This window comes from Providencia sp. UF-183, assembly GCF_058246155.1.
The window spans coordinates 252,679-276,293 of sequence record NZ_JBSICD010000001.1 but is presented as its reverse complement, the minus strand read 5'-3'; the positions used below and the strand labels follow the sequence as shown (position 1 = coordinate 276,293).

The 23,615-nt window shown below is 44.3% G+C and carries 19 protein-coding genes; 17 read left to right on the top strand and 2 right to left on the bottom strand.

What is annotated here, in order from left to right:
• Window positions 1–328: 328 nt before the first annotated feature.
• The 12 genes from ltnD (at window position 329) to cfa (ending at window position 13,864) form a co-directional block, all read left to right on the top strand.
• Window positions 329–1,237 (top strand): L-threonate dehydrogenase, encoded by a 909-nt coding sequence (gene ltnD, locus AC4IFT_RS01125; protein ID WP_490750420.1) that lies wholly within the window; start codon window positions 329–331, stop codon window positions 1,235–1,237.
• The gene (gene otnK / locus AC4IFT_RS01120; protein WP_490750418.1) at window positions 1,234–2,508 is read left to right on the top strand and encodes a 3-oxo-tetronate kinase; all 1,275 of its coding nucleotides are present in this window, start codon (window positions 1,234–1,236) and stop codon (window positions 2,506–2,508) included. Before ltnD ends, otnK begins: the two co-directional genes overlap by 4 nt.
• The gene (otnC, locus tag AC4IFT_RS01115) at window positions 2,505–3,146 is read left to right on the top strand and encodes a 3-oxo-tetronate 4-phosphate decarboxylase (protein WP_490733793.1); all 642 of its coding nucleotides are present in this window, start codon (window positions 2,505–2,507) and stop codon (window positions 3,144–3,146) included. Before otnK ends, otnC begins: the two co-directional genes overlap by 4 nt.
• Before the next feature lie 21 nt (window positions 3,147–3,167).
• Window positions 3,168–3,950: a 2-oxo-tetronate isomerase gene (otnI, locus tag AC4IFT_RS01110; protein WP_490733795.1), complete on the top strand. Its 783-nt coding sequence runs from the start codon at window positions 3,168–3,170 to the stop codon at window positions 3,948–3,950.
• Between the two features lie 8 nt (window positions 3,951–3,958).
• Complete coding sequence (locus tag AC4IFT_RS01105; protein ID WP_219246275.1) at window positions 3,959–4,726, top strand: DeoR/GlpR family DNA-binding transcription regulator; 768 nt, start codon at window positions 3,959–3,961, stop codon at window positions 4,724–4,726.
• Window positions 4,727–4,761: 35 nt separating this feature from the next.
• Window positions 4,762–6,129, top strand: coding sequence for a GntP family transporter (locus AC4IFT_RS01100; protein ID WP_490750417.1), 1,368 nt, complete (start codon window positions 4,762–4,764; stop codon window positions 6,127–6,129).
• Between the two features lie 163 nt (window positions 6,130–6,292).
• The gene (dbpA, locus tag AC4IFT_RS01095; protein WP_490750415.1) at window positions 6,293–7,666 is read left to right on the top strand and encodes an ATP-dependent RNA helicase DbpA; all 1,374 of its coding nucleotides are present in this window, start codon (window positions 6,293–6,295) and stop codon (window positions 7,664–7,666) included.
• 166 nt (window positions 7,667–7,832) lie between these two features.
• The gene (locus tag AC4IFT_RS01090) at window positions 7,833–8,876 is read left to right on the top strand and encodes an ABC transporter substrate-binding protein (protein WP_490750413.1); all 1,044 of its coding nucleotides are present in this window, start codon (window positions 7,833–7,835) and stop codon (window positions 8,874–8,876) included.
• Window positions 8,876–9,589: a substrate-binding domain-containing protein gene (locus AC4IFT_RS01085; RefSeq protein ID WP_490733803.1), complete on the top strand. Its 714-nt coding sequence runs from the start codon at window positions 8,876–8,878 to the stop codon at window positions 9,587–9,589. Before AC4IFT_RS01090 ends, AC4IFT_RS01085 begins: the two co-directional genes overlap by 1 nt.
• 134 nt (window positions 9,590–9,723) lie before the next feature.
• On the top strand, window positions 9,724–10,971 hold the full coding sequence (gene codB, locus AC4IFT_RS01080; RefSeq protein ID WP_490750411.1) for a cytosine permease: 1,248 nt from the start codon (window positions 9,724–9,726) through the stop codon (window positions 10,969–10,971).
• A complete protein-coding gene (locus AC4IFT_RS01075) occupies window positions 10,964–12,256 on the top strand; it encodes a cytosine deaminase (protein ID WP_490733807.1) in 1,293 nt (430 codons plus the stop codon). The genes codB and AC4IFT_RS01075 overlap by 8 nt, the downstream gene beginning before the upstream one ends.
• A 444-nt stretch (window positions 12,257–12,700) precedes the next feature.
• Window positions 12,701–13,864 carry a cyclopropane fatty acyl phospholipid synthase gene (cfa, locus tag AC4IFT_RS01070; RefSeq protein WP_490750409.1) on the top strand — a complete coding sequence of 388 codons (1,164 nt, stop codon included), beginning with the start codon at window positions 12,701–12,703 and terminating at the stop codon, window positions 13,862–13,864.
• A 28-nt stretch (window positions 13,865–13,892) separates the two neighbouring features.
• Here the strand turns inward: cfa and torS are convergent, their stop codons facing one another.
• On the bottom strand, window positions 13,893–16,649 hold the full coding sequence (torS, locus tag AC4IFT_RS01065; protein WP_490750407.1) for a TMAO reductase system sensor histidine kinase/response regulator TorS: 2,757 nt from the start codon (window positions 16,647–16,649) through the stop codon (window positions 13,893–13,895).
• A gap of 84 nt (window positions 16,650–16,733) precedes the next feature.
• Between torS and torT the strand changes: the two genes are divergently transcribed.
• Complete coding sequence (torT, locus tag AC4IFT_RS01060) at window positions 16,734–17,765, top strand: TMAO reductase system periplasmic protein TorT (protein ID WP_490750450.1); 1,032 nt, start codon at window positions 16,734–16,736, stop codon at window positions 17,763–17,765.
• Here torT and torR read toward each other — a convergent pair.
• Entirely contained in the window at window positions 17,738–18,439 is a 702-nt protein-coding gene (gene torR, locus AC4IFT_RS01055) for a two-component system response regulator TorR (RefSeq protein ID WP_490735103.1), read from the bottom strand. The genes torT and torR overlap by 28 nt on opposite strands.
• Window positions 18,440–18,575: 136 nt before the next feature.
• On the opposite strand from torR, the gene torC reads away from it, so the two are divergent.
• From torC to AC4IFT_RS01035, 4 genes are all read left to right on the top strand, one after another.
• Complete coding sequence (gene torC, locus AC4IFT_RS01050; protein WP_490750405.1) at window positions 18,576–19,745, top strand: pentaheme c-type cytochrome TorC; 1,170 nt, start codon at window positions 18,576–18,578, stop codon at window positions 19,743–19,745.
• A complete protein-coding gene (gene torA / locus AC4IFT_RS01045) occupies window positions 19,745–22,291 on the top strand; it encodes a trimethylamine-N-oxide reductase TorA (protein ID WP_490735107.1) in 2,547 nt (848 codons plus the stop codon). Before torC ends, torA begins: the two co-directional genes overlap by 1 nt.
• The gene (gene torD, locus AC4IFT_RS01040; protein ID WP_490750403.1) at window positions 22,288–22,905 is read left to right on the top strand and encodes a molecular chaperone TorD; all 618 of its coding nucleotides are present in this window, start codon (window positions 22,288–22,290) and stop codon (window positions 22,903–22,905) included. Before torA ends, torD begins: the two co-directional genes overlap by 4 nt.
• Before the next feature lie 167 nt (window positions 22,906–23,072).
• Window positions 23,073–23,609 carry a GNAT family N-acetyltransferase gene (locus tag AC4IFT_RS01035; RefSeq protein ID WP_490750402.1) on the top strand — a complete coding sequence of 179 codons (537 nt, stop codon included), beginning with the start codon at window positions 23,073–23,075 and terminating at the stop codon, window positions 23,607–23,609.
• Window positions 23,610–23,615: the final 6 nt, after the last annotated feature.

Genomic DNA, 23,615 nt, shown 5'->3' with positions numbered 1-23,615 from the left:
CATTACTTTAATTTTTTCTTAATTATCATCTAATTAGGAAAAATCATTATTGATTAATAAACAAACAAATCAATAAAGAAAGCAGTTTAATTAAAGTAACAACTGTGCCATTTTGTGAATAAAGTGATAATCATCACAATTTTTTTCACATTTAAATGTGAAGTAAAAAAACAATCAAAAAATAAATAAATTAAATAAAAACAACAAATTAATATAAAAACCCTTATCAATAAAAATAAAATTTATGTGATTACCATCATTCGAATGTGAATTTTATCGTGTAATCATGTATCACAATAACAAAGATTCACAACATCAGGAGAGTACGATGAAATCGATTAATCATGTTGCCGTTATTGGACTCGGTTCAATGGGGATGGGTATTGCAAAATCCCTGATTAGAAATAACGTACCAACCTACGGCTTTGACATTAACACCGCCGCATGCGACGAATTAAAAGCCTGCGGTGCAAAACAAGTCGGTAAAAATGCGGCTGAGTATACCAATGAGATAGATGCTGTTTTACTCGTGGTTGTTAATGGGAAACAAGTTGAGCAAATTTTATTTAATGGGGAAACCCCATTAGCAGCAGCGCTGCGCCCGGGAACGATTGTCGTTTTACATAGCACACTCGCCGCCGAACAAGCCAAGCAAATTGAGCAAAAACTCGAACAATATCAAATTCAAATGCTGGATGCGCCAATCTCTGGCGGTGCAATTAAGGCCAACGATGGCAAACTTACCGTAATGGCATCTGGAAAACCTGAGTTATTTACTGCGCTCAAACCTGTTTTCGATGCAACTACAGAGCGCTTATACCAAGTTGGTGAAGACATCGGCATGGGCTCAACCGTGAAAACCATTCACCAGCTATTAGCCGGTGTTCACATTGCCGTTGCCGCTGAAAGTATGGCGCTCGCCGCAAAAGCAGGTATTGATTTAAACCTCATGTACGACGTTGTCACCCACGCAGCGGGCAATTCATGGATGTTTGAAAATCGCATGCAGCACGTGCTAGATGGCGATTATTCACCAAAATCCTCCGTGAATATTTTCGTTAAAGACCTTGGCCTTGTAATGGAAACGGCAAAAGCACTGAATTTCCCACTTCCACTGGCCTCAACGGCACTGCAAATGTTTACCGCAGCAAGCAATGAAGGTTTTGGTGGTGAAGATGATAGCGCGGTGATCAAAACCTTTAAAGGCATTCAATTACCTGAGAAGGGGGATAAATGAGTATTCAACTTGGTGTAATTGCAGATGACTTTACAGGTGCAACAGACATCGCGGGGTTTATGGTGCAAAGCGGTTGGAAAGTGGTGCAACTACTGAATGAACCTGATGAAAATACCGTGATCCCAAAAGATGTTGACGCCATTGTCGTCAGCCTTAAAAGCCGTTCATGCCCTGTAGATGAAGCGATTAGCGCCTCACTAAATACCTGCCAATGGCTCAAAAACCAAGCGGGTTGCCACCAAATATTTTTTAAATATTGCTCAACCTTTGATTCCACAGAAAAAGGCAATATTGGCCCGGTGACCGATGCCCTTATGCAGGCACTAAAAGCGGAGATCACGGTAGTCACCCCTGCTCTGCCTGTAAATGGCCGCACAGTCATCCACGGCCACTTGTTTGTGAATGGTAAATTGCTTAATGAGAGTGGAATGCAAGACCACCCCGTCACTCCAATGGCTGACGCAAACTTGTTGCGTGTGATGGAAAAGCAATCCCAAGGGCAAGCAGGATTAGTCGATTTAGTCACGGTTTTGCAAGGGGCTGATGCCATTAAATCACAGTTAATCACATTGCAAAACCAAGGTGTACGCTATGCCATTACCGATGCCATCACCATGGAAAACCTATTACCGATTGCCCAAGCCGCAAAAGATTTGCCGTTATTAACGGGGGGCTCTGGTTTAGGCGCTGCTATCGCTACCGTGCAAACAGGCATCGCTTGGCAACGTGATACCGCATTAGGGGAAAAACCAGCAGCAACGCAGCGTAAGGCCGTTATTTTATCAGGTAGCTGCTCGCAAATGACGAATGCGCAAGTCAATACTTACGCCGCCATTGCACCAAGCCATCAAGTAGATGTAGGCGAATGTTTATCGAACCCAGATTACGCCAAAACGTTATCTGCGTGGGTGGTTGAACATCAGTCTAACCCGCTAGCACCTATGCTGTATGCCACATTGCCTGCGGACAAACTGAAGCAAGTTCAACAGCAGTACGGCATGCAACAATCCAGTGAAAGCGTGGAAAAACTGTTCGGCGAAGTTGTTTCGCTGTTAAAGCAGCAAGGCTTTAATACCTTCATTATTGCAGGGGGGGAAACCTCTGGGAAAGTCGTTCAAAGCCTTGGTACACAACAGCTTAGTATTGGTGCCCCGATTGTTCCCGGCGTGCCATGGGTAAAAGACCGCTTAAGCGGTGATTGGTTGGCGCTGAAATCAGGTAATTTTGGCCAAGAAAACTTCTTCCAAGAAGCGCAGGAGATGTATTTATGAGTGCAGAACAAGCACTGCGTGTTGAATTATGCGAATGGGCAAAATCGATGTTCATGCGGGGCTACAGCAGCGGCGGCGCAGGCAATATCAGCGCCAAACTGCCAGACGGCACAATCATTGTGACACCGACTAACTCCAGTTTCGGCGACCTTGTCCCTGAGCGTTTAAGTAAATTAGATGCAAAAGGCAATTGGATTGATGGCGACAAACCGACCAAAGAAGTCTCCATGCACATGGCAATGTATGAACAGCGCCCTGATTGCCAAGCAGTCGTTCATTTACATTCACCGTGGTTAACAGCGTTGTCTTGCTTGGAAAATGCAGATAAAACCAATTGCTTACCCCCTATCACACCCTATTACGTGATGCGAGTTGGGCAGTTACCTTTAGTGGAATATTTACCGCCAGGCGACCCCAAAATTGGGGAGGAAATCGCCAAATTAGCCAAAACACATTCTGCCGTTTTGTTATCAAACCACGGCCCTGTTGTTGGCGGGAAGACCCTAAGACAAGCATTTTTTAATGCCGAAGAACTCGAAGATACGGCGCGTTTATATCTCACCCTATTACCTCTTGGGTTTAAAACGCTGACCGATGCCGATGTACAAGAACTCAAAGACCGTTATCCACAAAAATAACGTTATAACGAGGAACATAGAATGGCAAAGTTTGCAGCAAATCTCAGTATGATGTTTAACGAAGTTCCGTTTATTGAACGTTTTGGACGTGCAGCCAATGCGGGATTTCAAGGTGTTGAATATTTATTTCCTTATGAAGAACAACCCGCGGCGATTGTTGAGCAGCTCACTAAACATAACTTAACGCAAGTGCTGTTTAACATGCCAGCCGGTAATTGGGCTGAAGGCGAACGCGGTATGGCGTCAATACCAGGGCGCGAAAATGAGTTTCAACAAGGTGTTCATAAAGCGTTGGAATATGCCCTCGCACTGAACTGCAAACAAGTTCATGCGATGGCAGGAAAAACCAATAGCCAATTTACCCCAGAGCAACAAAAAGCGTGTTTTATTCAGAACATTCAGTACGCGGCGGATGTGATGGCAGAACATGGCATTAAAGTATTGATTGAACCTATCAATACTCGCGATATGCCGGGCTACTTTCTGACAACACAAAAACAAGCCGAAGCACTGCTCCCAGAAATAAATCGTGATAATGTATTCATTCAGTTAGATCTCTATCACTGCCAAATCATGGAAGGTGATTTACTGAAAACGATTGAGCGGCTATGGGGTAAATTCAACCACATTCAAATTGCTTCTGTGCCATTTCGCCATGAACCCGATACTGGGGAAGTCAATTATCCATGGATTTTCGATAAATTAGACGAAATGGGCTATCCGGGCTGGTTAGGGTGCGAATACATCCCCGCAGGTAAAACAGAAGATGGGCTGGCTTGGTTTAAGAAAATACAGGTTAAATAGGAATTAAGATGATCCCATCAGAGCGCAGAGACTTTATTTATCGTTATCTTCATGAATATCAAACTGTTTCTATTAGCAGTTTGGTGGAGCTAATGAACGTCTCACATATGACGGTTCGCCGTGATATCAGCGCTCTGGAGGAAGAGGGAAAAGTCGTCAGTATCAGTGGTGGTGTGAGGTTAAACAATGCCTTACACCAAGAATTACCGTGGAATGAAAAAGCCCGCCTTCATTACCAAAGTAAACGTGAAATTGGCCGTTTTGCTGCGTCTCTCGTAGAAGATGGCCAAGTTGTTTACCTTGATGCAGGCACGACAACATTCGAAATTGCCCGTGTGCTTGGGGAACGGTTTAATTTAACCATCGTGACCAATGATTTTTCTATCGTCCAGTATTTGATTAATAAGCCTCAATTGAATTTATTCCACACTGGAGGAAAAGTTGATAAGCGCAACCACTCCAGCGCCGGCAATATCGCCGTTATGATGCTAAAAAGTCTTAATATTGATGTGGCGTTTATCAGTACCAGTTCATGGGATTTTGAGCACGGTGTCTCTACTCCTCATGAAGAAAAAGTTCTGTTAAAACAAACATTATTAGAGATATCTCGCCGGAGTGTTTTAGTTTCAGACAGCAGTAAATTTGGTAAATATGGCATGTTTCGCGTATGTGCTTTGGAACAATTGGATGACATTATTTGTGACAACCATTTGCCAGAAAACATCATTAAAAAATTAGAAGAAACAAATATAAATTTCTATCCGATTGACGTGTAGAAAAAATAAAATAGACCCTAGATAGAGAACACAATATGACAACTTTTTCTTTATTAATGATAGCATTAATAGGGATTCTTATACTCCTATTAATGATAATTAAATTTAAAATTCACCCTTTTGTTGCTTTATTAATTGTCAGTTTATTTGTTGCCATTGCCACCGGTATTCCATTAGATAACGTCGTTAAAGTCGTGACGGATGGTCTTGGTGGTGTTCTTGGCTCTGTCGCTATTATTATTGGTTTGGGGGCAATGCTCGGGCAATTAATTGAACGCTCTGGCGGCGCAGAAAACTTAGCGATTAAAACCGGTAAGTCCCTTGGGGCGAAAAAAACTATTGCCGCCTTAACGATTGCAGGTTTTATTTTAGGTATTCCCGTTTTCTTTGATGTTGGCTTTATTATTTTAGCGCCAATTATTTATGGCTTTGCAAAAGTCGCTAAAATATCACCATTAAAATACGGTTTACCTATTGCAGGTGTAATGTTAACCGTGCACGTTGCACTACCGCCTCACCCAGGCCCTGTTGCAGCAGCCGGTATTTTACACGCCGACGTGGGTTTATTAACGTTAATTGGTTTTGTTATTTGTATTCCTGTCGCCATTATTGGTTATTACATTGCAAAATATATTAATCGAAAAAACTACCATTTATCTGTTGAAGTATTAGAGCAATTGCAATTAGCTAAAGATGAACCAAGTAAAGGGGATATTGTTTATACGGATAGAGCCAACCCGCCAAAACCGGGAACGGTTATTGCGATGATTGTCATCCCAATTCTCATTATTATGTTGGGAACTGTTTCATCGACATTATTAGAAAAAGACGACCCAATAAGAACGTTCTTTACCTTTATTGGCTCTCCCATTATTGCCTTATTAATTGCACTAATTCTGGCAGTCTATTTCTTAGCATTACGACGTAATTGGACCTTACAGCATACTAACAATATTATTGGTGATGCTATTCCTGCGGCCGCTGTCGTCATTATGATCACTGGTGCGGGGGGCGTATTTGGTAAGGTCTTGGTAGAATCAGGTGTAGGAAAAGCCCTCTCAGATGCTTTAGCCATGATTGATATGCCAATTATTGTCGCTGCATTTATTATTTCACTGGTTTTACGTGCTTCGCAAGGCTCAGCAACCGTTGCCATTCTGACCACGGGTGGGTTATTAAGTGAAGCCGTTATGGGGTTAAGTGGCACACAACTGGTATTAGTCACCCTCGCTTCTTGTTTCGGTGGCTTAGGTTTATCCCACGTGAATGACTCTGGCTTCTGGATTGTCACCCGCTACCTAGGGTTATCTGTTAGCGATGGCTTAAAAACATGGACCGTATTAACCACCCTGTTAGGGTTACTCGGGTTCTTGTTTACAGGGTTAATTTGGATGATGGTGTAATCATTCGAACTCAAAGCTTCCTTTAGCGTAAAGGAAGCTTTTTCTTGTTAGCCTGCTTAGCACTCTAAATCTCATCCCTTTCAAAAAATTAAAAACAGACAGCGCCATGCAGGGGTAGTATCATTGGCGCCATTAGCTCCTTTTTATTATTTGAGATTTTATTGTGACTTCATTTGCTGACCTCAACGCGCTGAGCGCAGAACAACTGTCTAACCTACAAGAGTTAGGTTACCTCAGTATGACCCCGATCCAAGCAGCCGCACTTCCAGCTATCCTTGCCGGGAAAGATGTTCGTGCGCAAGCCAAAACAGGCAGTGGCAAAACAGCCGCATTCGGTTTGGGTTTATTACAACGTATTGATGCCAAATTATTTAAAACCCAATCACTTGTTTTATGCCCGACTCGCGAACTCGCAGAGCAAGTCGCCAACGAATTGCGCCGCTTAGCCCGAGCAATTCCGAATCTTAAAATTCTCACCTTATGTGGTGGTGTGCCTTTTAGCGTGCAACGTGATTCCCTTGCTCACGCTGCCCATATTATTGTCGCAACGCCAGGCCGCTTACTTGACCACTTAAACCGCGAAACCGTTCAACTTGATGAGTTGCAAACGTTAGTGCTGGATGAAGCGGACAGAATGTTAGATATGGGTTTTATGCCTGACATTGAAACTGTAATAGATTATGCGCCGATGAGCCGACAAACTTTACTGTTTTCCGCGACTTGGCCAGAAGAAATCGCCCGTATTAGCCAGCAAATCCAGAACGAACCGCAAACAATTGAAATCAATAGTGTTGATGAATTACCTGCGGTTGAGCAGCAATTTTATGAAGTTTCACGCCATGGTAAAATCGAATTACTACAAAAATTATTAAGCCGTGAACAACCCGCATCTTGCGTGGTTTTCTGTAATACCAAAAAAGATTGCCAAGCAGTGTATGACGCACTGAGTGACAGCAAGCAAAGCGTTTTAGTGCTACATGGTGACTTAGAGCAACGTGACCGTGACCAAACATTGGTACGTTTTGCAAATGGTAGCAGCCGCGTATTGGTTGCAACTGATGTCGCTTCACGCGGGCTAGATATTAAAGCCCTCGAAATGGTCATTAACTATGAATTATCATGGGATCCTGAAGTTCACGTGCACCGCATCGGCCGTACAGCCCGTGCAGGGGAAAGTGGCTTAGCCATTAGCTTATGCGCACCAGAAGAGGCGCAACGCGCAAATGCCCTCGAAGAAATGCTGAACATGAAACTGAACTGGCAACCTGAGCCCACAGGCCTGCGTATTACACCGCTTGAAGCTACAATGGTGACGTTATGCCTTGATGGTGGCAAAAAAGCCAAAATGCGCCCAGGTGATATTTTAGGGGCACTTACAGGGGATGTCGGCCTTGATGGGGCAGACATTGGTAAAATTGCCATTCACCCAACTCACGCTTATGTGGCAGTAAAACGTTCCGTCGCTCAACAAGCGTGGAAACACCTGCAACAAGGTAAAATCAAAGGTAAATCCGTTAAAGCGCGATTACTAAAATAGCCCTTTCAGTACTTATTTAGCGTCTAACCGTATTTAGGCGCTAAATTTTCTTTTTATTTCTTATTTAACATCAAGTTTAAGCTCATTAATTCAGCAAATGATAGTTGACCCTTGAAATCAATCGTTATATAACTCAATTCACATCGAAATATTAGGTTATATAACAATGAAAAAATATCTTATTGGTTTTTTGGCTTTATCTTGCTCATTTGCCAGCTTCGCTGAACGAGAGTTTACTGACCAATTAGGTCGAAAAGTCATCATTGACGACCAAGTTGAACGCGTAGCTGTTCTCCAACACCAAACATTAAATTTACTGGTTCAACTGGATGCTACCGATAAAATCGTCGGCGTCATGGGGAATTGGCGTGAACAACTTGGGCCAAGTTATGAGCGACTTGCCCCTGAATTGGTCAAGGTTCCCAACGTTGGCGATCTCAAAAGTGTCAATCTGGAAAGTTTGGTCCAATTGAAACCCCAAGTGGTCTTTGTGACAAATTACGCCCCACAAGAAATGATCGATAAAATATCCCAAATGGGTATCCCTGTTGTGGCAATTTCGTTGCAAAAAGAAAACAGCAGCAATGCAAAAAACAATGTTAATCCTGAGCTTATCAACGAAGAACAAGCCTACAATGACGGTTTAAAAGAAGGTATTGCGCTGATTGGGGATATCGTCAATAAACCTGACAACGCAAAAACACTGATTAAAGAAACCTTTGATAGTCGCGATGTTGTGGCTCAACACTTAAAGAATATCCCTGAAAATCAACGTATTCGTGCCTATATGGCGAATCCCGAGCTCACCACCTATGGTTCGGGGAAATATACAGGCTTAATGATGCAACATGCAGGGGCAATGAACGTTGCCGCAACCACCATCAAAGGCTACAAACAAGTTTCCTTAGAGCAAGTGATTAGCTGGAACCCAGAGGTGATTTTCATTCAAGACCGCTACCCAAGCGTCGTCGATGAAATCAACAATGACCCGCGTTGGCAAGTGATTGACGCTGTTAAAAATAAACGCGTATTTTTAATGCCTGAATATGCAAAAGCATGGGGTTACCCAATGCCTGAAGCAATGGCGCTGGGTGAATTATGGATGGCAAGTAAGCTCTACCCACAAAAATTTGCGGATGTCGACGTTGATGCAAAAGTGAATGATTGGTATCAAAAATTCTATCGAATTCAATACCAAGGCAGCAATTAATGCACATTATGGCAGCGGGCAGTCTACGTGGTGCGTTGACTGCCATTTTAACACGTTTTCAGCAAACTAATAAGTCGGTAATCACCTGCGAGTTTGGCCCCGCAGGTTTATTACGACAAAAAATTGAAACGGGTGAACATTGTGATTTATTTCTTTCTGCCAATGAGTCACATCCCTTTGCGTTAATGCAACAAAATATCGCCTATGCCACTTTGCCCTTTATTGCCAACTGTTTAGGTATTACCACAACGGCACAACTCGCCGAAAAGTACCCTAATTGGCTGCAATTACTCAGCGCACCAGAGGTTGTCATTGGTACGTCCACGCCCCACGATGACCCTTGTGGGGATTATGTTGCCCAACTCTATGACAAAATTCGCCTGAATCATCCTCAACTTGCTAATGATATTCAAGCTCGCACCCGTCACTTAGTTGGTGGAAAAAACTCCCCGGCGATCCCTTCAGGCCAATTAGCATCCCAATGGCTTATCGAATCCCATCAGGCAGACTTATTTATTGGCTATCATCACTATCAACAAAAAATTGCTAAACTGCCAAACCTCGCCACGCTTCCAATCCCAAATCACGATAATATCCAAGCAATTTACGCGATGGCGCTCATAACAAAAAAAGCTGAAATTTTCGCAAATTACCTATTACAGTTTGAATCACAACAATTTTTTATTGAGCATGGTTTCACTGGCTTTCAATAAATCGTTCAGGAAAATACTTTTTGATTCGATAAATTAAAAATATTTAACAATATACGAAAACGTTTGCTTTTTATTTTGCTGGCTATAAAATGCGTCGGATTTTTTTGGCCTGAGAAAAATAACTGGAGACAATCGTGCCTGAAGATAAAAATTATAGCCATGGCCCCGTGCCCATATCCGCGCGAAAAGGCGGACTAGCATTAACCTTTGTGATGCTAGGCTTAACGTTCTTTTCAGCCAGTATGTGGACCGGAGGCGCTCTCGGTACCGGTCTTAGTTTTCATGATTTCTTCCTCGCAGTTTTTATTGGTAATCTTCTTCTTGGTATCTACACCGCATTTCTTGGTTTTATCGGTTCGAAAACTGGCTTAACAACTCACCTCCTCGCACGTTACTCCTTCGGTATTAAAGGCTCATGGCTCCCTTCATTTTTACTTGGCGGCACACAAGTCGGCTGGTTTGGTGTGGGTGTGGCGATGTTTGCTATTCCCGTTGGTAAAGCCACTGGCTGGGACATTAACTGGTTGATTGGGATTTCAGGTATTTTAATGACTGTCACCGTATTTTTTGGTATTTCTGCGTTAACCGTCCTTTCTATCGTCGCCGTTCCTGCTATTGCCATATTAGGGAGTTACTCAGTCTACCTCGCGATCACCGATATGGGGGGTATGAGCGCACTGCAAGCTGTTGTCCCAGCAAAACCGATTGATTTTAATTTGGCGCTTGCCATGGTAGTCGGCTCATTCGTCAGCGCGGGTACCCTAACCGCGGATTTTGTTCGCTTTGGTCGTAAACCGAAAGTTGCCGTTTTAGTCGCGCTAGTCGCTTTCTTCCTTGGTAACTCATTGATGTTTATCTTTGGTGCCGCAGGCGCTGCCTCACTGGGAATGGCCGATATTTCAGATGTCATGATTGCTCAAGGTTTGTTATTACCTGCAATTATCGTTTTAGGCCTAAATATTTGGACAACTAATGACAATGCCCTTTACGCTTCTGGTTTAGGTTTTGCCAACATCACCGGGTTATCCAGCAAAACTTTATCCATAGTGAATGGGTTAGTCGGTACTCTGTGTGCATTATGGCTATACAACAACTTTGTCGGCTGGCTAACCTTCTTATCTGCCGCCATTCCGCCGATAGGTGGGATAATCATTGCTGACTATTTGATGTATCGTCATCGTTATGAAACATTCGATCGCAGCAAAATGCGTGATGTGAATGTCAGTGCGTTAATCGCTGTTGCAGCGGGCGTGATTGCGGGAAATTGGTTACCCGGAATTGTCCCAGTTAATGCCGTTCTTGGTGGCGCTTTGTGTTACGCTGTCCTTAACCCTTTATTCAATCGCCGCCGTGCCACGGATTCGGAGCTAACTCGTGCATAATCAAACTATTAAACATATCCATAATGTCCGCTTACCTGAGCGTGATGGCTTATGGCGCATCGATATCGACAACCAAAAAATCACTGCAATTACCCCGCAAGTGGATGGCGAAATTTTGCCAGAAAGCTTAAACGGGGAAGGTGGGTTAGTTTCAGCGCCTTTTGTTGAGCCACACATTCATTTAGATACCACCCAAACTGCGGGACAACCTAGCTGGAATCAGTCTGGTACCTTATTCGAAGGGATTGAACGTTGGGCTGAGCGCAAAGCCATGCTCACGCACGATGATGTGAAAAACCGCGCATGGCAGACCTTGAAATGGCAAATTGCTAACGGAATTCAACACGTTCGTACCCATGTTGATGTGTCTGATCCTACGTTAACAGCATTGAAAGCGATGCTTGAAGTTAAGCAAGAAGTGGCGCCATGGGTTGATTTGCAAATTGTCGCCTTTCCACAAGAAGGCATTATGTCTTACCCAAATGGTGAAGAACTCCTTGAAGAAGCACTGCGCCTTGGTGCTGACGTCGTTGGTGCAATTCCTCACTTTGAATTTACCCGTGAATACGGAGTGGAATCCCTCCATAAAACCTTTGCTCTAGCCGAAAAGTATGACCGTTTAATTGATGTTCACTGCGATGAAATTGATGACGAGCAATCGCGCTTTGTGGAAACCGTCGCTGCGTTAGCACACGCGAAAGGCATGGGCTCCCGTGTGACAGCTAGCCATACTACGGCGATGCACTCTTATAACGGTGCGTATACGTCCCGTTTGTTCCGCTTACTGAAAATGTCGAAAATTAACTTTGTCGCCAACCCGTTAGTGAACATTCACTTACAAGGCCGCTTCGACACCTATCCAAAGCGCCGTGGGATCACGCGTGTGAAAGAGATGCTGGCCGCGGATATTAATGTGTGCTTTGGGCACGATGACGTTTTCGACCCTTGGTACCCACTTGGCACAGCCAATATGCTGCAAGTCCTGCATATGGGGTTACATGTTTGCCAATTAATGGGTTATCAGCAAATCAACGATGGGCTGAAACTGATTAGCGAATACAGCGCACGCACCTTGAACTTGCAAGACTATGGTGTCAGCGAAGGCAAACGCGCAAGTCTGTTAATTTTGCCCGCTGAAAATGGTTTCGATGCAGTTCGCCGTCAAGTTCCAGTGCGTTACTCTATTCGTGATGGCCGAGTGATTGCCAATACCCAGCCTGCGGTAACCCAGATTCACCTCGAAGAAACTGAAACTGTTCGTTACGGATATTCCCCGCTAGTTTAATTATCAATAATTAAACTGATTAAAAGCGCTCAATAAATAATTGGGCGCTTTTTTATCCACTAAGATTATCTGCAAACAAAGCAGCCATTAACCCACCTGTAACTCCCTAAACTTTCTTATAAAAATATCTTTCATCATTTTGTCACTCACCTATGCCATACTAAAATCTAATGATATAAAGGCAATATTCCCTTATTTCACCTTAATTTTTGGTGATAAGTGCCTTTTATGTTGTTTAATTATGATTTTGATTGAAATTCACGCTGAAGGTTTTATATTTTTTAGAGAGTTATCTGAAACTGGATTTGAGCTTTATTTATAGCAACAATAACGCTAATACACTGTCTGCCATGCAGTGGTGGTCAATATTCCTGTTTTGCTGTACCGCGAATACGTCACAAATAAAGTTCTCTGAATCCCACTTTGCTAAAAATTGGAGATCAGATGAGTACTGAACATGCTGTTAATCAAAAAACCTCTGTCGACTCTTGGAAGCGCATTGTTAGCGAGCTATTAAGCGAGGCTGGCATTGAAATTAATGGCTCCCAACCTTTTGATATTCACGTCCATAATGACCAATTTTATAAACGAGTCTTGCAACAGGGCTCCATTGGGCTTGGCGAAAGCTATATGGACGGTTGGTGGGATTGCGAGCGTTTAGATATCTTTTTCCACCACGCACTCCGTCATGGGCTCGATAAAAAACTGCCACATAATTTCAGCGATACACTGAAAATTGCCATTGCACGCATTCGTAATTTACAAACACCAAAACGTGCGCGCATGGTTGGTGAAGAACATTACGACCTTGGCAACGATTTATTTTCACGGATGCTTGACCCTTATATGCAATATTCCTGCGGTTATTGGAAAGAGTTAGAAAATACTCCCGAAAACTTACCTTTGGCGCAAGAACAAAAATTAAAACTGATTTGCGAAAAACTGCAATTAAAACCGGGAATGCGCTTACTTGATATCGGTTGCGGTTGGGGAGGCCTTGCGGCTTTTGCTGCAAAACATTATTCAGTGTCAGTAACGGGTGTAACGATTTCCGCTGAGCAGCAAAAGTACGCACAAGCACGATGTGCTGAACTGAACGTACAAATTCGATTAGACGATTACCGTAATCTTAATGACCAATTCGATCGCATTGTTTCCGTTGGCATGTTTGAGCATGTCGGCCCAAAAAACTATGCAACCTATTTTGATGTAGTAAAACGCAATTTAAAACCAAATGGGCTATTTTTATTGCACACCATAGGTTCCAACCGAAATAAGGTCAATGTCGATGCATGGATCAATAAATATATATTTCCAAATGGTTGCCTACCTTCACTGCAAAATATTGGTGAAAGCAGTGAAAATAAATTAGTGATGGAAGATTGGCATAACTTTGGCGCTGACTACGATAAAACGCTGATGGCGTGGCATTCACGTTTCCAAGCCGCTTGGCCTGAACTAGAAGCAAACTATACACCGCGTTTTAAACGAATGTTTTCTTATTACTTAAATGCCTGTGCAGGTGCTTTTCGAGCCCGAGACATCCAGTTATGGCAAATTTTATGGAGCCCGCAAGGTGTCGAAGGTGGCCTACGAGTTGCAAGGTAAATCTTGGTGCAGTGAAGTGACGATGAGATCAAGCCGATTGATTATCTAACCATCGCTCAATCACCTGCACCCCATTTTCGATTTCTTTTCGTAACTCTGTGGGTTGTAAAGGGTCCTTCTCTAAAATAGCACATATCGTCGCTGCTGTTTGCATCCCTAAGCTGGCACAGCTGCTTTTTAACTGGTGTGCCAACCGTTTAATACGCTCGGCATCTTGTTGTTGATAAGCACCCTCAATATCGGCCAATAATGGGAAAGAATGCTGCTTAAAGATAGTTATCCACTCTTGAATTTTAGGATACCCCATCAATTGTGCATCATTTTCCAGTTGAGATAAATTGACCTGTTGTGGACTCTCTGAAGTGGTAGGAGCAAGGTATTCACCACCTGAAATATATTTAGTAATTAATTGATTTAGCGTATCCCGTGGAACGGGTTTTTGAATGATCCCGCGGAAAATTTTATTGGTACGCTGTCGCAGCGTTTCATCAATCACATGGGCACTAAAACCTATTAGGATCAACAGCGGATATTGCTCTGATAACTGTTTTGCCAGTGTAATACCATCAATATCAGGCAAGCCAAAATCCACCAGCGCAGCGGTAAAGGAAGGTTGTTGTGAGAGTATCGCTAACGCTTCTGCGGCAGAGCCCGCAATCGTCACCTTCGCCCCGCTCGAAATGAGCATTTCACTGCTAATCTTTTGTGTCAGCGGGTTATCTTCTATCAGCAATAAATTCACGCCGTTCATGTTAACTGGTAAGCCAGAGGGCTTATCAATCGGTTTAGACGCAAGACAAAGGGGCAAGGTTAAGCGAAAACAGCTTCCCATACCCAACTCGCTATTGACCGTAAGCTCCCCGCCCATCGCCTCAGCCAAACTGGCACTAATGGTTAGCCCAAGGCCGGTTCCACCGCGCTGGCTATCGACTTGCACAAACGGTTTAAAAATATCCGCCAAACGCGAGCTTTCTATGCCACACCCTGTGTCTTCAACTTCAATAAACCAATATTTACCAAAACGGCAACTGCGCAGAGTAATTTGCCCTCTCTGTGTAAAGCGCAGCGCATTGCTCAATAAGTTAGTAATAATCTGCCGAATGCGTAACGGGTCACCCTGTAGTGTCGCAGGTAAGTCATCTGCAATATCTGCTATCATCTTGATAGTGCGGTTTTTATTACTCGCATTCATTAAATATAATGTGCTTTCTAATAACGGTTTAGGTTCAAAAGGTTCATCGCTAATAGAAACATTCTGCCCACCCGCTTCGATAGCTGAGTAATCTAAAATATCATTTAAAATAGCCAGTAAAGACTCACCTGAATCTGTTATTGCATGTAAATCTTCACGATATTGCTTGAGTGGTGGCTTTTCTAATAACAACTGAGCTGTCCCTAAAATGCCATATAATGGCGTACGAATTTCATGGCTCATCGCAGCCAAAAAGGCAGATTTGGCTTGGTTGGCTTTCTCCGCTTCCGCGCGTGCTTTTCGGTGTTCTACCACCAATACCCGTAATTCCGCCGTCCGTGCTTTGACTTGGTCGGCGAGTTGTTCACGCTGACTATTCAGCGCATGAACACTTGAGCGAAATGCATCCATTAAACGCCCGATGGTGTCCAATTCCTTCACCCCTGCGGTTTCAGGAAATGCGGAATCAATATCCCCCTCCAGTAGCCGTTGAAGTGCTTGAGTTTGTTGTTCTAACGGTTTAGTCACTAGTCGATAAACCACACGCCATAAAATCAAAACAAATGAAAAAAGTGACGCAATACTGAGTAACAATAACCAGTTTTGCCCCCGCTCACTGGCTTGCTTGAGTTGCGCAAGCGCAGTTTTGTTACGTTGTTCAATGGTATCAACCAGTTGGGTAACTTCACTGCTAAAACGGGCGAATTGGTCAATATTATTTTGCGATAAAATCTGTAAACGCGTGGTGATATCGTTTTCTTGGCGATACAGCGCAATCAGCTCCACATAACGGCTAACAACCTCCAACGCACTCGCCACTTGGTTACGCACAGCGGGATCTTCAATATATTTTTGCCGACGTTGGAGGATTTTCACTGCCTGATTGAGTTGGTTATCTAATTCCGCTGCATTGGGATTTAATGGCAAGGTACTTAAATTTAATACCATCTGCTGAACACGCATTGCACTAAGGCGTAACTCATTCATTTGGCTAACATATTCAAGGTCGATATCAATCAAACGGTCAAGTGCGGCCTGGGCTTGTGAAGTACGTTTCCCTTCAATCAAATCATATAAACTGACTTGCGTTGCCCCCGCAGAGGTCGCGGCATTGTTTGCCTGCCCATGGGCTAGCTGTGCAATTTCCCCTGCCGCTGAAATGATACGCTGCCGCAGTTGTCGTTGTGTATTTCGTAGAGTAAGCCGTTGACCAACTAACTCCCCTTGTTGGCTTAACGATTGAGCGATTTCTTTTTCTTGTTGCTCGATAGCGGAGGTGTCAAAGCCTTGTTGGCGAAGAGTTTTCAATAGGTTAGTAATTTTTAAGCTTTGTGCGGTTAACATTCGCCCTTGCGCAAGCCAGCTGTTTTCATTATCGGCATTGGTCAGGTTTTGCGCAGAAAAAAGCTCCCATGCGCTGGCTTCACTTAATTGACGCGCCATATTCATGGTTGGGATCAAGGCTTGAGTATTATCTTGCTCAACCTGACTCACAAAGCGGAGATTATACCAACCCACAAGGGTACTTATGAACGTCAATGCGGCCATTAAGGCAAAGCCCATCCATAATCGTCGAGTCAGTGATAAGTTCACGGTTTACGTACCTAGCGGTTAATAAAGGTTGAGTTCGTCTTACGAAAGCATTTAGGATAAAGGTTTATGACCAGTGAGGCTATCATGCGCGCATTTATTTTACTGTTCGTCACGTTTTACGCAGTGCTGGGTTATGCTGCGGATAAAGATAAAGCGCTATTACGTTGGCAAGATAACTTATCTTTTGGTCATCAAAAGCACCAAACTTCCCATGCTACTAAGGTCTGGAAGTTATGTGCCCTTTATCCAAGTTTAAAAGATTCCTATTGGTTATCCATCAATTACGGTATGCAAAAAGCGGCTCAAACTTATGGCGTCGATTTAAAAGTTTTAGAAGCTGGCGGCTATAATCAACTCGCCACTCAGCAAAAACAAATCACCCAATGCCAACAATGGGGGGCCGATGCATTGTTGCTCGGGAGCAGCACGACATCATTTCCTAACTTACGCCAACAAGTAGGTGATTTACCTGTGATTGAAGTGGTTAATGCCACGCACGATAACATGGTCAAAACTCGCGTTGGTGTGCCATGGTTCCAAATGGGTTATCAACCTGGTCGTTACCTTGTTCAATGGAGCAAAGGCAACCCATTGAAAGTTTTGTTAATGCCCGGCCCTCGTGATGCAGGCGGCAGCCAAGAAATGGAAGATGGTTTTCAACAAGCCATAGCTGGGAGTAATGTGACTATTGTTGATATTGCTCATGGTGATAACGACCTTGAAATCCAACGTAATTTATTGCATGAAATGTTAGAGCGCCACCCAGATATCGATGTCGTGGTCGGCACGGCCATTGCAGCGGAGGCAGCAATGGGAGAAAAACGTAACCTTGCAAAACCACTCAATATTGTGTCTTTTTATTTATCTCACCAAGTCTACCGTGGCTTAAAACGTGGCCGAATTATCATGGCAGCCAGTGACCAAATGGTTTGGCAAGGGGAACTTGTTATTGAGCAAGCGATTAATGTACTCGAAGGTCATGGCGTACCGGATAACATCAGCCCACCGATTTTAGTTTTAACCCAGCAAAATGCGGATAGTGAGCACTTACGTTGTTCACTTTCTCCGGGGGGATTTCGCCCTGTTTATCAATATACATCCGCCGCTAAAAAGTAACCTTCCCCGTGCTGAGTGACCAGTAAATCCGCCTTTAATTTGTGGCGCAAACGGCGGATTAGCACATCGACGGTACGCAAATCGGGGTTATCCACACGGCGGGCTGATAACATGCGTAATAACCGCTCACGACTTAGAATTTCCCTTGGGTTCGTCACAAAGGCGACTAGCATTTCATATTCAGCACGCGTTAATTTAATGGTTTCTTGGTTAAATTCTAATGTGTGCATGGAAACATTGAGGCAATAACCAGCAAATTGGTAGCAATTATCTTGGGAAATAGGTTGCGGGTGTGCTTGGTTTGCTAAGTCGATGCGCCATAACAGGTTTTTCACACGCACGACGAGCTCACGCAATTCCAGCGGTTTCGTCACATAATCATCCGCGCCCATTTCTAAGCCAACAATGCGGTCAATTTGGTCGCTCCGCCCTGTGACTAAAATAATCCCGACAGTAAAACGCTCTCGCAGCGCCCTTGTGAGCATTAAACCGTTTTCATCGGGTAAGTTAATATCCAATAAAATCAAGTCAACAGGCTGAAGCTCCATAATTTCACGTAACCCCGCACCACTACCCGTGACTGAGACACGATACCCTTCTTGCTCAAAATAGGCTTGTAGTCTTGCTTGAGTAACGGGCTCGTCTTCAACAACCACAATGTGATGCGATGTCATCGATTTCGTCTCTTCTGTTCATATCTGTTCATATTTGTTCATATCTTGCCGTAAGTTGTTCATCCTGACCAGTACCGCTATTCATATTTACTGAATAAGATCCTCTGTATTAAACCATATTATTTTAGGGGATATTATGCGGAAACTCTGGAGAGCGTTATTAAGGCCAAGTGCGCGTTGGTCAATGCTCACACTACTTATCGCCGGTATTGTTGTCGGCGTTGCACTCATCGTTGTTCCTCATGTGGGGATGAAAGTCACCAGCACAACGGAATTCTGTGTTAGCTGTCACAGCATGGAAACCGTTTACGAAGAATATAAACAATCTGTTCATTTCCAAAACGCTTCCGGTGTTCGCGCTGAGTGCCACGACTGCCACATACCTAACGATCTCCCCGGCATGATTAAACGTAAACTCGAAGCGAGCAATGATATTTATCAAACATTTATCGCTCACTCGATCGACACCCCAGAAAAATTTGAAGCGAAACGCGCTGAACTTGCAGAACGCGAGTGGGCTCGCATGAAAGAAAATAACTCCGCGACATGCCGCTCCTGCCATGATTACGATTCGATGGATCACGCAAAACAAAACCCAGAAGCCGCGCGCCAAATGCAAATTGCAGCGAAAGACAACCAATCTTGTATCGATTGCCACAAAGGCATTGCCCACCAATTACCGGATATGAGTAGTGGTTTCCGTAAGCAATTTGACGAATTACGTGCCAAAGCAAATGACGATGGCGATACGTTATATTCCCTTGATATCAAACCGCTTTACTCGCAAAAAGGTGATAAAGACCCAGCAGGTTCATTGCTGCCAGCATCTGAAGTGAAAGTGTTAAAGCGCGATGGGGATTGGCTACAAGTGGAAATCACAGGTTGGACAGAAACTGATGGCCGCCGCCGTGTACTTTCTGAATTACCGGGTAAGCGTATTTTCGTTGCCTCTATCCGTGGTGATGTTCAAGAAAATGTAAAAAACCTCGAAAGTACGACCGTCGAGGCAACAGATACCTCATGGAGCAAATTGCAAGCCACTGCGTGGATGCAACAAGGGGATATGGTCAATGATATCAAACCCATTTGGGCTTATGCGGACTCTTTATATAACGGTTCATGCAATCAGTGCCACGGGGCACCTGATATCGCCCACTTCGACGCTAATGGCTGGATAGGCACCTTAAATGGCATGATTGGCTTTACCAGTTTAGATAAACGCGAAGAACGTACCTTATTGAAATACCTGCAAATGAATGCATCTGATACCGGTGGTGCTGCACACGGTGACAACGGAGAAAAATAATGAAAAATAATCCGACATTTCAAGCTTCTCGTCGACGTTTTCTTGCCCAACTCGGCGGGCTAACAGTGGCGGGGATGCTAGGCCCCTCATTACTAACCCCACGAAAAGCCAGTGCAGCAACGGCGACAGAGCAAACCGCCGTGGTACAAGAAGGCATTTTAACGGGGTCGCACTGGGGTGCTATTCGAGCCACCGTTGTCGATGGTCGGTTTATCGAGGCGAAAGCCTTTGAACGTGATAAATTTCCATCCAAAATGATCGCAGGTTTACCTGACCACGTACATGGCACTGCACGCATTCGCTACCCCATGGTACGGGTTGATTGGCTGCGTAAACGCCATTTAAGCGATACCACCCAACGGGGCGATAACCGTTTTGTACGTGTTTCGTGGGATGAAGCCTTAGATTTATTCTATCAAGAGCTTGAACGTATTCAGACAACTTATGGCCCAAGTGGATTATTAACCGCAAGCGGCTGGCAATCAACAGGCATGTTCCATAATGCGTCGGGGATGCTTGCCCGTGCCATCGCCCTGCACGGTAACAGCGTCAGCACGGGGGGGGACTACTCCACAGGGGCTGCGCAGGTTATTTTACCTCGCGTCGTGGGTTCGATGGAGGTCTACGAACAGCAGACCTCATGGCCACTGGTATTGGAGAACAGTAAAACCATCGTGTTGTGGGGCTCTGACCTAATTAAAAACCAGCAAGCTAACTGGTGGTGCCCAGACCACGATGTGTACGCCTATTACGAGCAGCTCAAAGAAAAAGCGGCGAGCGGCGAAATAAACGTGATCAGTATTGACCCCATCATCACCTCCACCCATGATTACCTTGGGCGTGATAATGTTCAGCATATTGCTATTAACCCGCAAGCTGACGTGCCATTGCAACTTGCTTTAGCCCACACGCTGTATACGGAAGGATTACACGATAAAAACTTCCTCAAAGATTACTGTGTTGGTTTTGACCTGTTTGTGCCTTATTTACTCGGGGAAAAAGATGGGCAACCCAAAGATGCACAATGGGCAGCCAAAATTTGTGGGATTGATGCCGAAACCATCCGCACGCTTGCACGCCAAATGGCGGCCAACCGCACGCAAATTATTGCGGGCTGGTGCGTACAGCGCATGCAACATGGCGAGCAATGGTCGTGGATGATTGTCGTCTTAGCGGCAATGCTAGGGCAAATTGGTTTGCCGGGAGGCGGGTTTGGCTTCGGTTGGCACTATAACGGCGCAGGCACACCTAGCCGCCAAGGAATTATTTTAAGTGGTTTTTCTGGTTCAACCAAAGTCCCTCCAATTCACGACAGCAATGATTACAAGGGCTATAGCAGTACCATTCCAATCGCGCGTTTTATCGATGCGATTTTAGAGCCGGGTAAAACCATTAATTGGAACGGTAAATCCGTCAAACTACCGCCATTAAAAATGTGCGTGTTTGCAGGGACTAACCCGTTCCATCGCCACCAGCAAATTAACCGTATTATTGAGGGGTGGCGTAAGCTTGAAACGGTGGTTTCGATTGATAATCAATGGACATCTACCTGCCGTTTTGCCGATATTGTCTTGCCTGCCACAACGCAATTTGAGCGTAATGACCTCGACCAATACGGTAACCACTCTAATCGCGGCATTATTGCGATGAAACAGTTAGTTGAGCCGCAGTTTGAATCGCGCAACGATTTTGATATTTTCCGTGACTTATGCCGTCGTTTTGGACGTGAAGACGCATTCACCGAAGGCTTAGACCAAATGGGCTGGCTCAAACGGATTTGGCAAGAAGGCAGCCAGCAAGGAAAAGGCCGCGGGATCCATTTACCTGCTTTTGATGCATTTTGGGAAAAAGACGGTTATGTGGAATTTGAACATCCGCAAATGTTTGTTCGCCACCAAGCCTTTAGGGAAGATCCTGATTTAGAACCGCTGGGTACGCCAAGCGGCTTGATTGAGATTTACTCAAAAACCATCGCAGATATGCAGTACGATGACTGCCAAGGTCACCCGATGTGGTTTGAAAAAGTTGAACGCTCCCACGGTGGTCCAGGTTCAAAGCAATGGCCTCTGCATTTGCAATCTGCCCACCCTGATTTTCGCTTGCACTCGCAATTATGTGAATCGCCAGCGTTACGCCAATATTATTCCGTGAGTGGTAAAGAACCCGTATTCATCAGCCCTCAAGATGCCAAAGCTCGTGGAATTCATAACGGTGATGTTGTTCGAGTCTTTAATGACCGAGGGCAAGTCTTAGCGGGTGCCGTGGTTTCTGACTTGTATACCCAAGGTGTTGCCCGTATTCACGAAGGTGCTTGGTATGACCCCACTAAAGGCGGTGAAATCAATGCGCTGTGTAAATATGGCAACCCTAACGTATTAACGTTAGATATTGGTACATCACAATTAGCCCAAGCCACCAGCGCGCATACGACCTTAGTGGAAATTGAAAAATTCACTGGGCAAATCGATAGCGTCAGTGCATTTGATGGACCAATTGAAATGGTGGCACAATGTGAATATGTGCCTGCATCACAGGTGAACAAATGACCAAGAACAGCAAGTTAACCGCAGAACAGATAGCCTGTATTTATGCATGGCTAGCACAGCTATTCTCACGTGAATTGGCTAACAGTCAATTGGAACAACTTCAGTCCACCGATATGGTGGGCTGGTTTGCCATTCTTGAGCAAGAACCGTCATTGAATGCAACAACCCATGAGTTAAAAGCAAAAATTGATGCCCTTGCACATCGACCAGATGCCCAATTAGAATTGGCTGCGGATTTTTGCAGCCTATTTTTAATGTCGGACAAACAATCCGCCTTGCCTTATGCCTCGGTTTACCCAAGTAATGGGCAAAATAACGCACAAATTGCGTGTTTGTTATTAGAAGCAGGAATGGAAACCAGTGATGTATTTAATGAACCATCAGACCATCTTTCCATCTTTTTGGAATTACTCAGTCACCTGCATTTTTCATTAAATGACCCCAGTGTTGATCATGAAAAAGTCAGGCAGTTACGCCAGCAAACCTTATCGATTTTATTGTCGTGGCTCCCCACATTTAGCCACAATTGCCAACGTTATGATGAATTCGGTTTTTATGGTGCATTAAGCCAACTGTTGCTTACATTAGTTCAGTTGGATGAGCAAGACAGCTAAACTCAACCAAAAGGCCATTTTATTTGCCTTTCTAAATAAACGGCCTTTTGGTTACTACTAACTACATATCCCGCAAATACCCGCTTAATCGCATTCAAAACTTTATTCAAAACGGCCCCCCCCTCCTATACTACCTATTCTGTTTTCCGCTTCCCCAAAGGTATTTTATGACTATTCAATACAGGCAATACCACACTTCACAGCTCACTGATGACGAAAAAGACGCTTTATTCGATATGTTATTTGTCGGGTTTGAAGGGGATTTCACACGAGATGATTTTGAGCACACCTTGGGGGGAATGCACGTGTTTGCCTATGACCAACATCGTATCGTGGGTCACGTAGCGATTATTCAGCGCCATATGGCCATTAATGATAAGCCGATTTCAGTGGGGTATGTCGAAGCGATGGCGGTACTGGAAAGTTATCGCCGTCAAGGTATTGGCCGTGAATTGATGTCTATGACCAATACCATCATCGGCAATTGCTATCAACTTGGCTTGCTGTCAGCCTCTGACGAAGGGTTCCACCTGTATCAAGCCCTCGGTTGGAAAGTGTGGAAAGGCGCCTTGTTTGAGTTACGCCAAGGCGCTTATGTTCGCTCTGAAGGTGAAGAAGGTGGCGTGATGGGCTGGTCTAAAGATAATTCGGTTGAATTTACTGAATCCCTGTACTGCGACTTTCGCGGTGGCGATCAGTGGTAATGGCCT

Excerpts from the sequence above, each read along its gene's own strand:
- ltnD (WP_490750420.1), top strand. The coding sequence starts at position 329 with ATGAAATCGATTAATCATGTTGCCGTTATTGGACTCGGTTCAATGGGG.
- otnK (WP_490750418.1), top strand. The coding sequence starts at position 1,234 with ATGAGTATTCAACTTGGTGTAATTGCAGATGACTTTACAGGTGCAACA.
- otnC (WP_490733793.1), top strand. The coding sequence starts at position 2,505 with ATGAGTGCAGAACAAGCACTGCGTGTTGAATTATGCGAATGGGCAAAA.
- otnI (WP_490733795.1), top strand. The coding sequence starts at position 3,168 with ATGGCAAAGTTTGCAGCAAATCTCAGTATGATGTTTAACGAAGTTCCG.
- AC4IFT_RS01105 (WP_219246275.1), top strand. The coding sequence starts at position 3,959 with ATGATCCCATCAGAGCGCAGAGACTTTATTTATCGTTATCTTCATGAA.
- AC4IFT_RS01100 (WP_490750417.1), top strand. The coding sequence starts at position 4,762 with ATGACAACTTTTTCTTTATTAATGATAGCATTAATAGGGATTCTTATA.
- AC4IFT_RS01090 (WP_490750413.1), top strand. The coding sequence starts at position 7,833 with ATGAAAAAATATCTTATTGGTTTTTTGGCTTTATCTTGCTCATTTGCC.
- AC4IFT_RS01085 (WP_490733803.1), top strand. The coding sequence starts at position 8,876 with ATGCACATTATGGCAGCGGGCAGTCTACGTGGTGCGTTGACTGCCATT.
- cfa (WP_490750409.1), top strand. The coding sequence starts at position 12,701 with ATGAGTACTGAACATGCTGTTAATCAAAAAACCTCTGTCGACTCTTGG.
- torT (WP_490750450.1), top strand. The coding sequence starts at position 16,734 with ATGCGCGCATTTATTTTACTGTTCGTCACGTTTTACGCAGTGCTGGGT.
- torR (WP_490735103.1), bottom strand. The coding sequence starts at position 18,439 with ATGACATCGCATCACATTGTGGTTGTTGAAGACGAGCCCGTTACTCAA.
- torC (WP_490750405.1), top strand. The coding sequence starts at position 18,576 with ATGCGGAAACTCTGGAGAGCGTTATTAAGGCCAAGTGCGCGTTGGTCA.
- torA (WP_490735107.1), top strand. The coding sequence starts at position 19,745 with ATGAAAAATAATCCGACATTTCAAGCTTCTCGTCGACGTTTTCTTGCC.
- torD (WP_490750403.1), top strand. The coding sequence starts at position 22,288 with ATGACCAAGAACAGCAAGTTAACCGCAGAACAGATAGCCTGTATTTAT.
- AC4IFT_RS01035 (WP_490750402.1), top strand. The coding sequence starts at position 23,073 with ATGACTATTCAATACAGGCAATACCACACTTCACAGCTCACTGATGAC.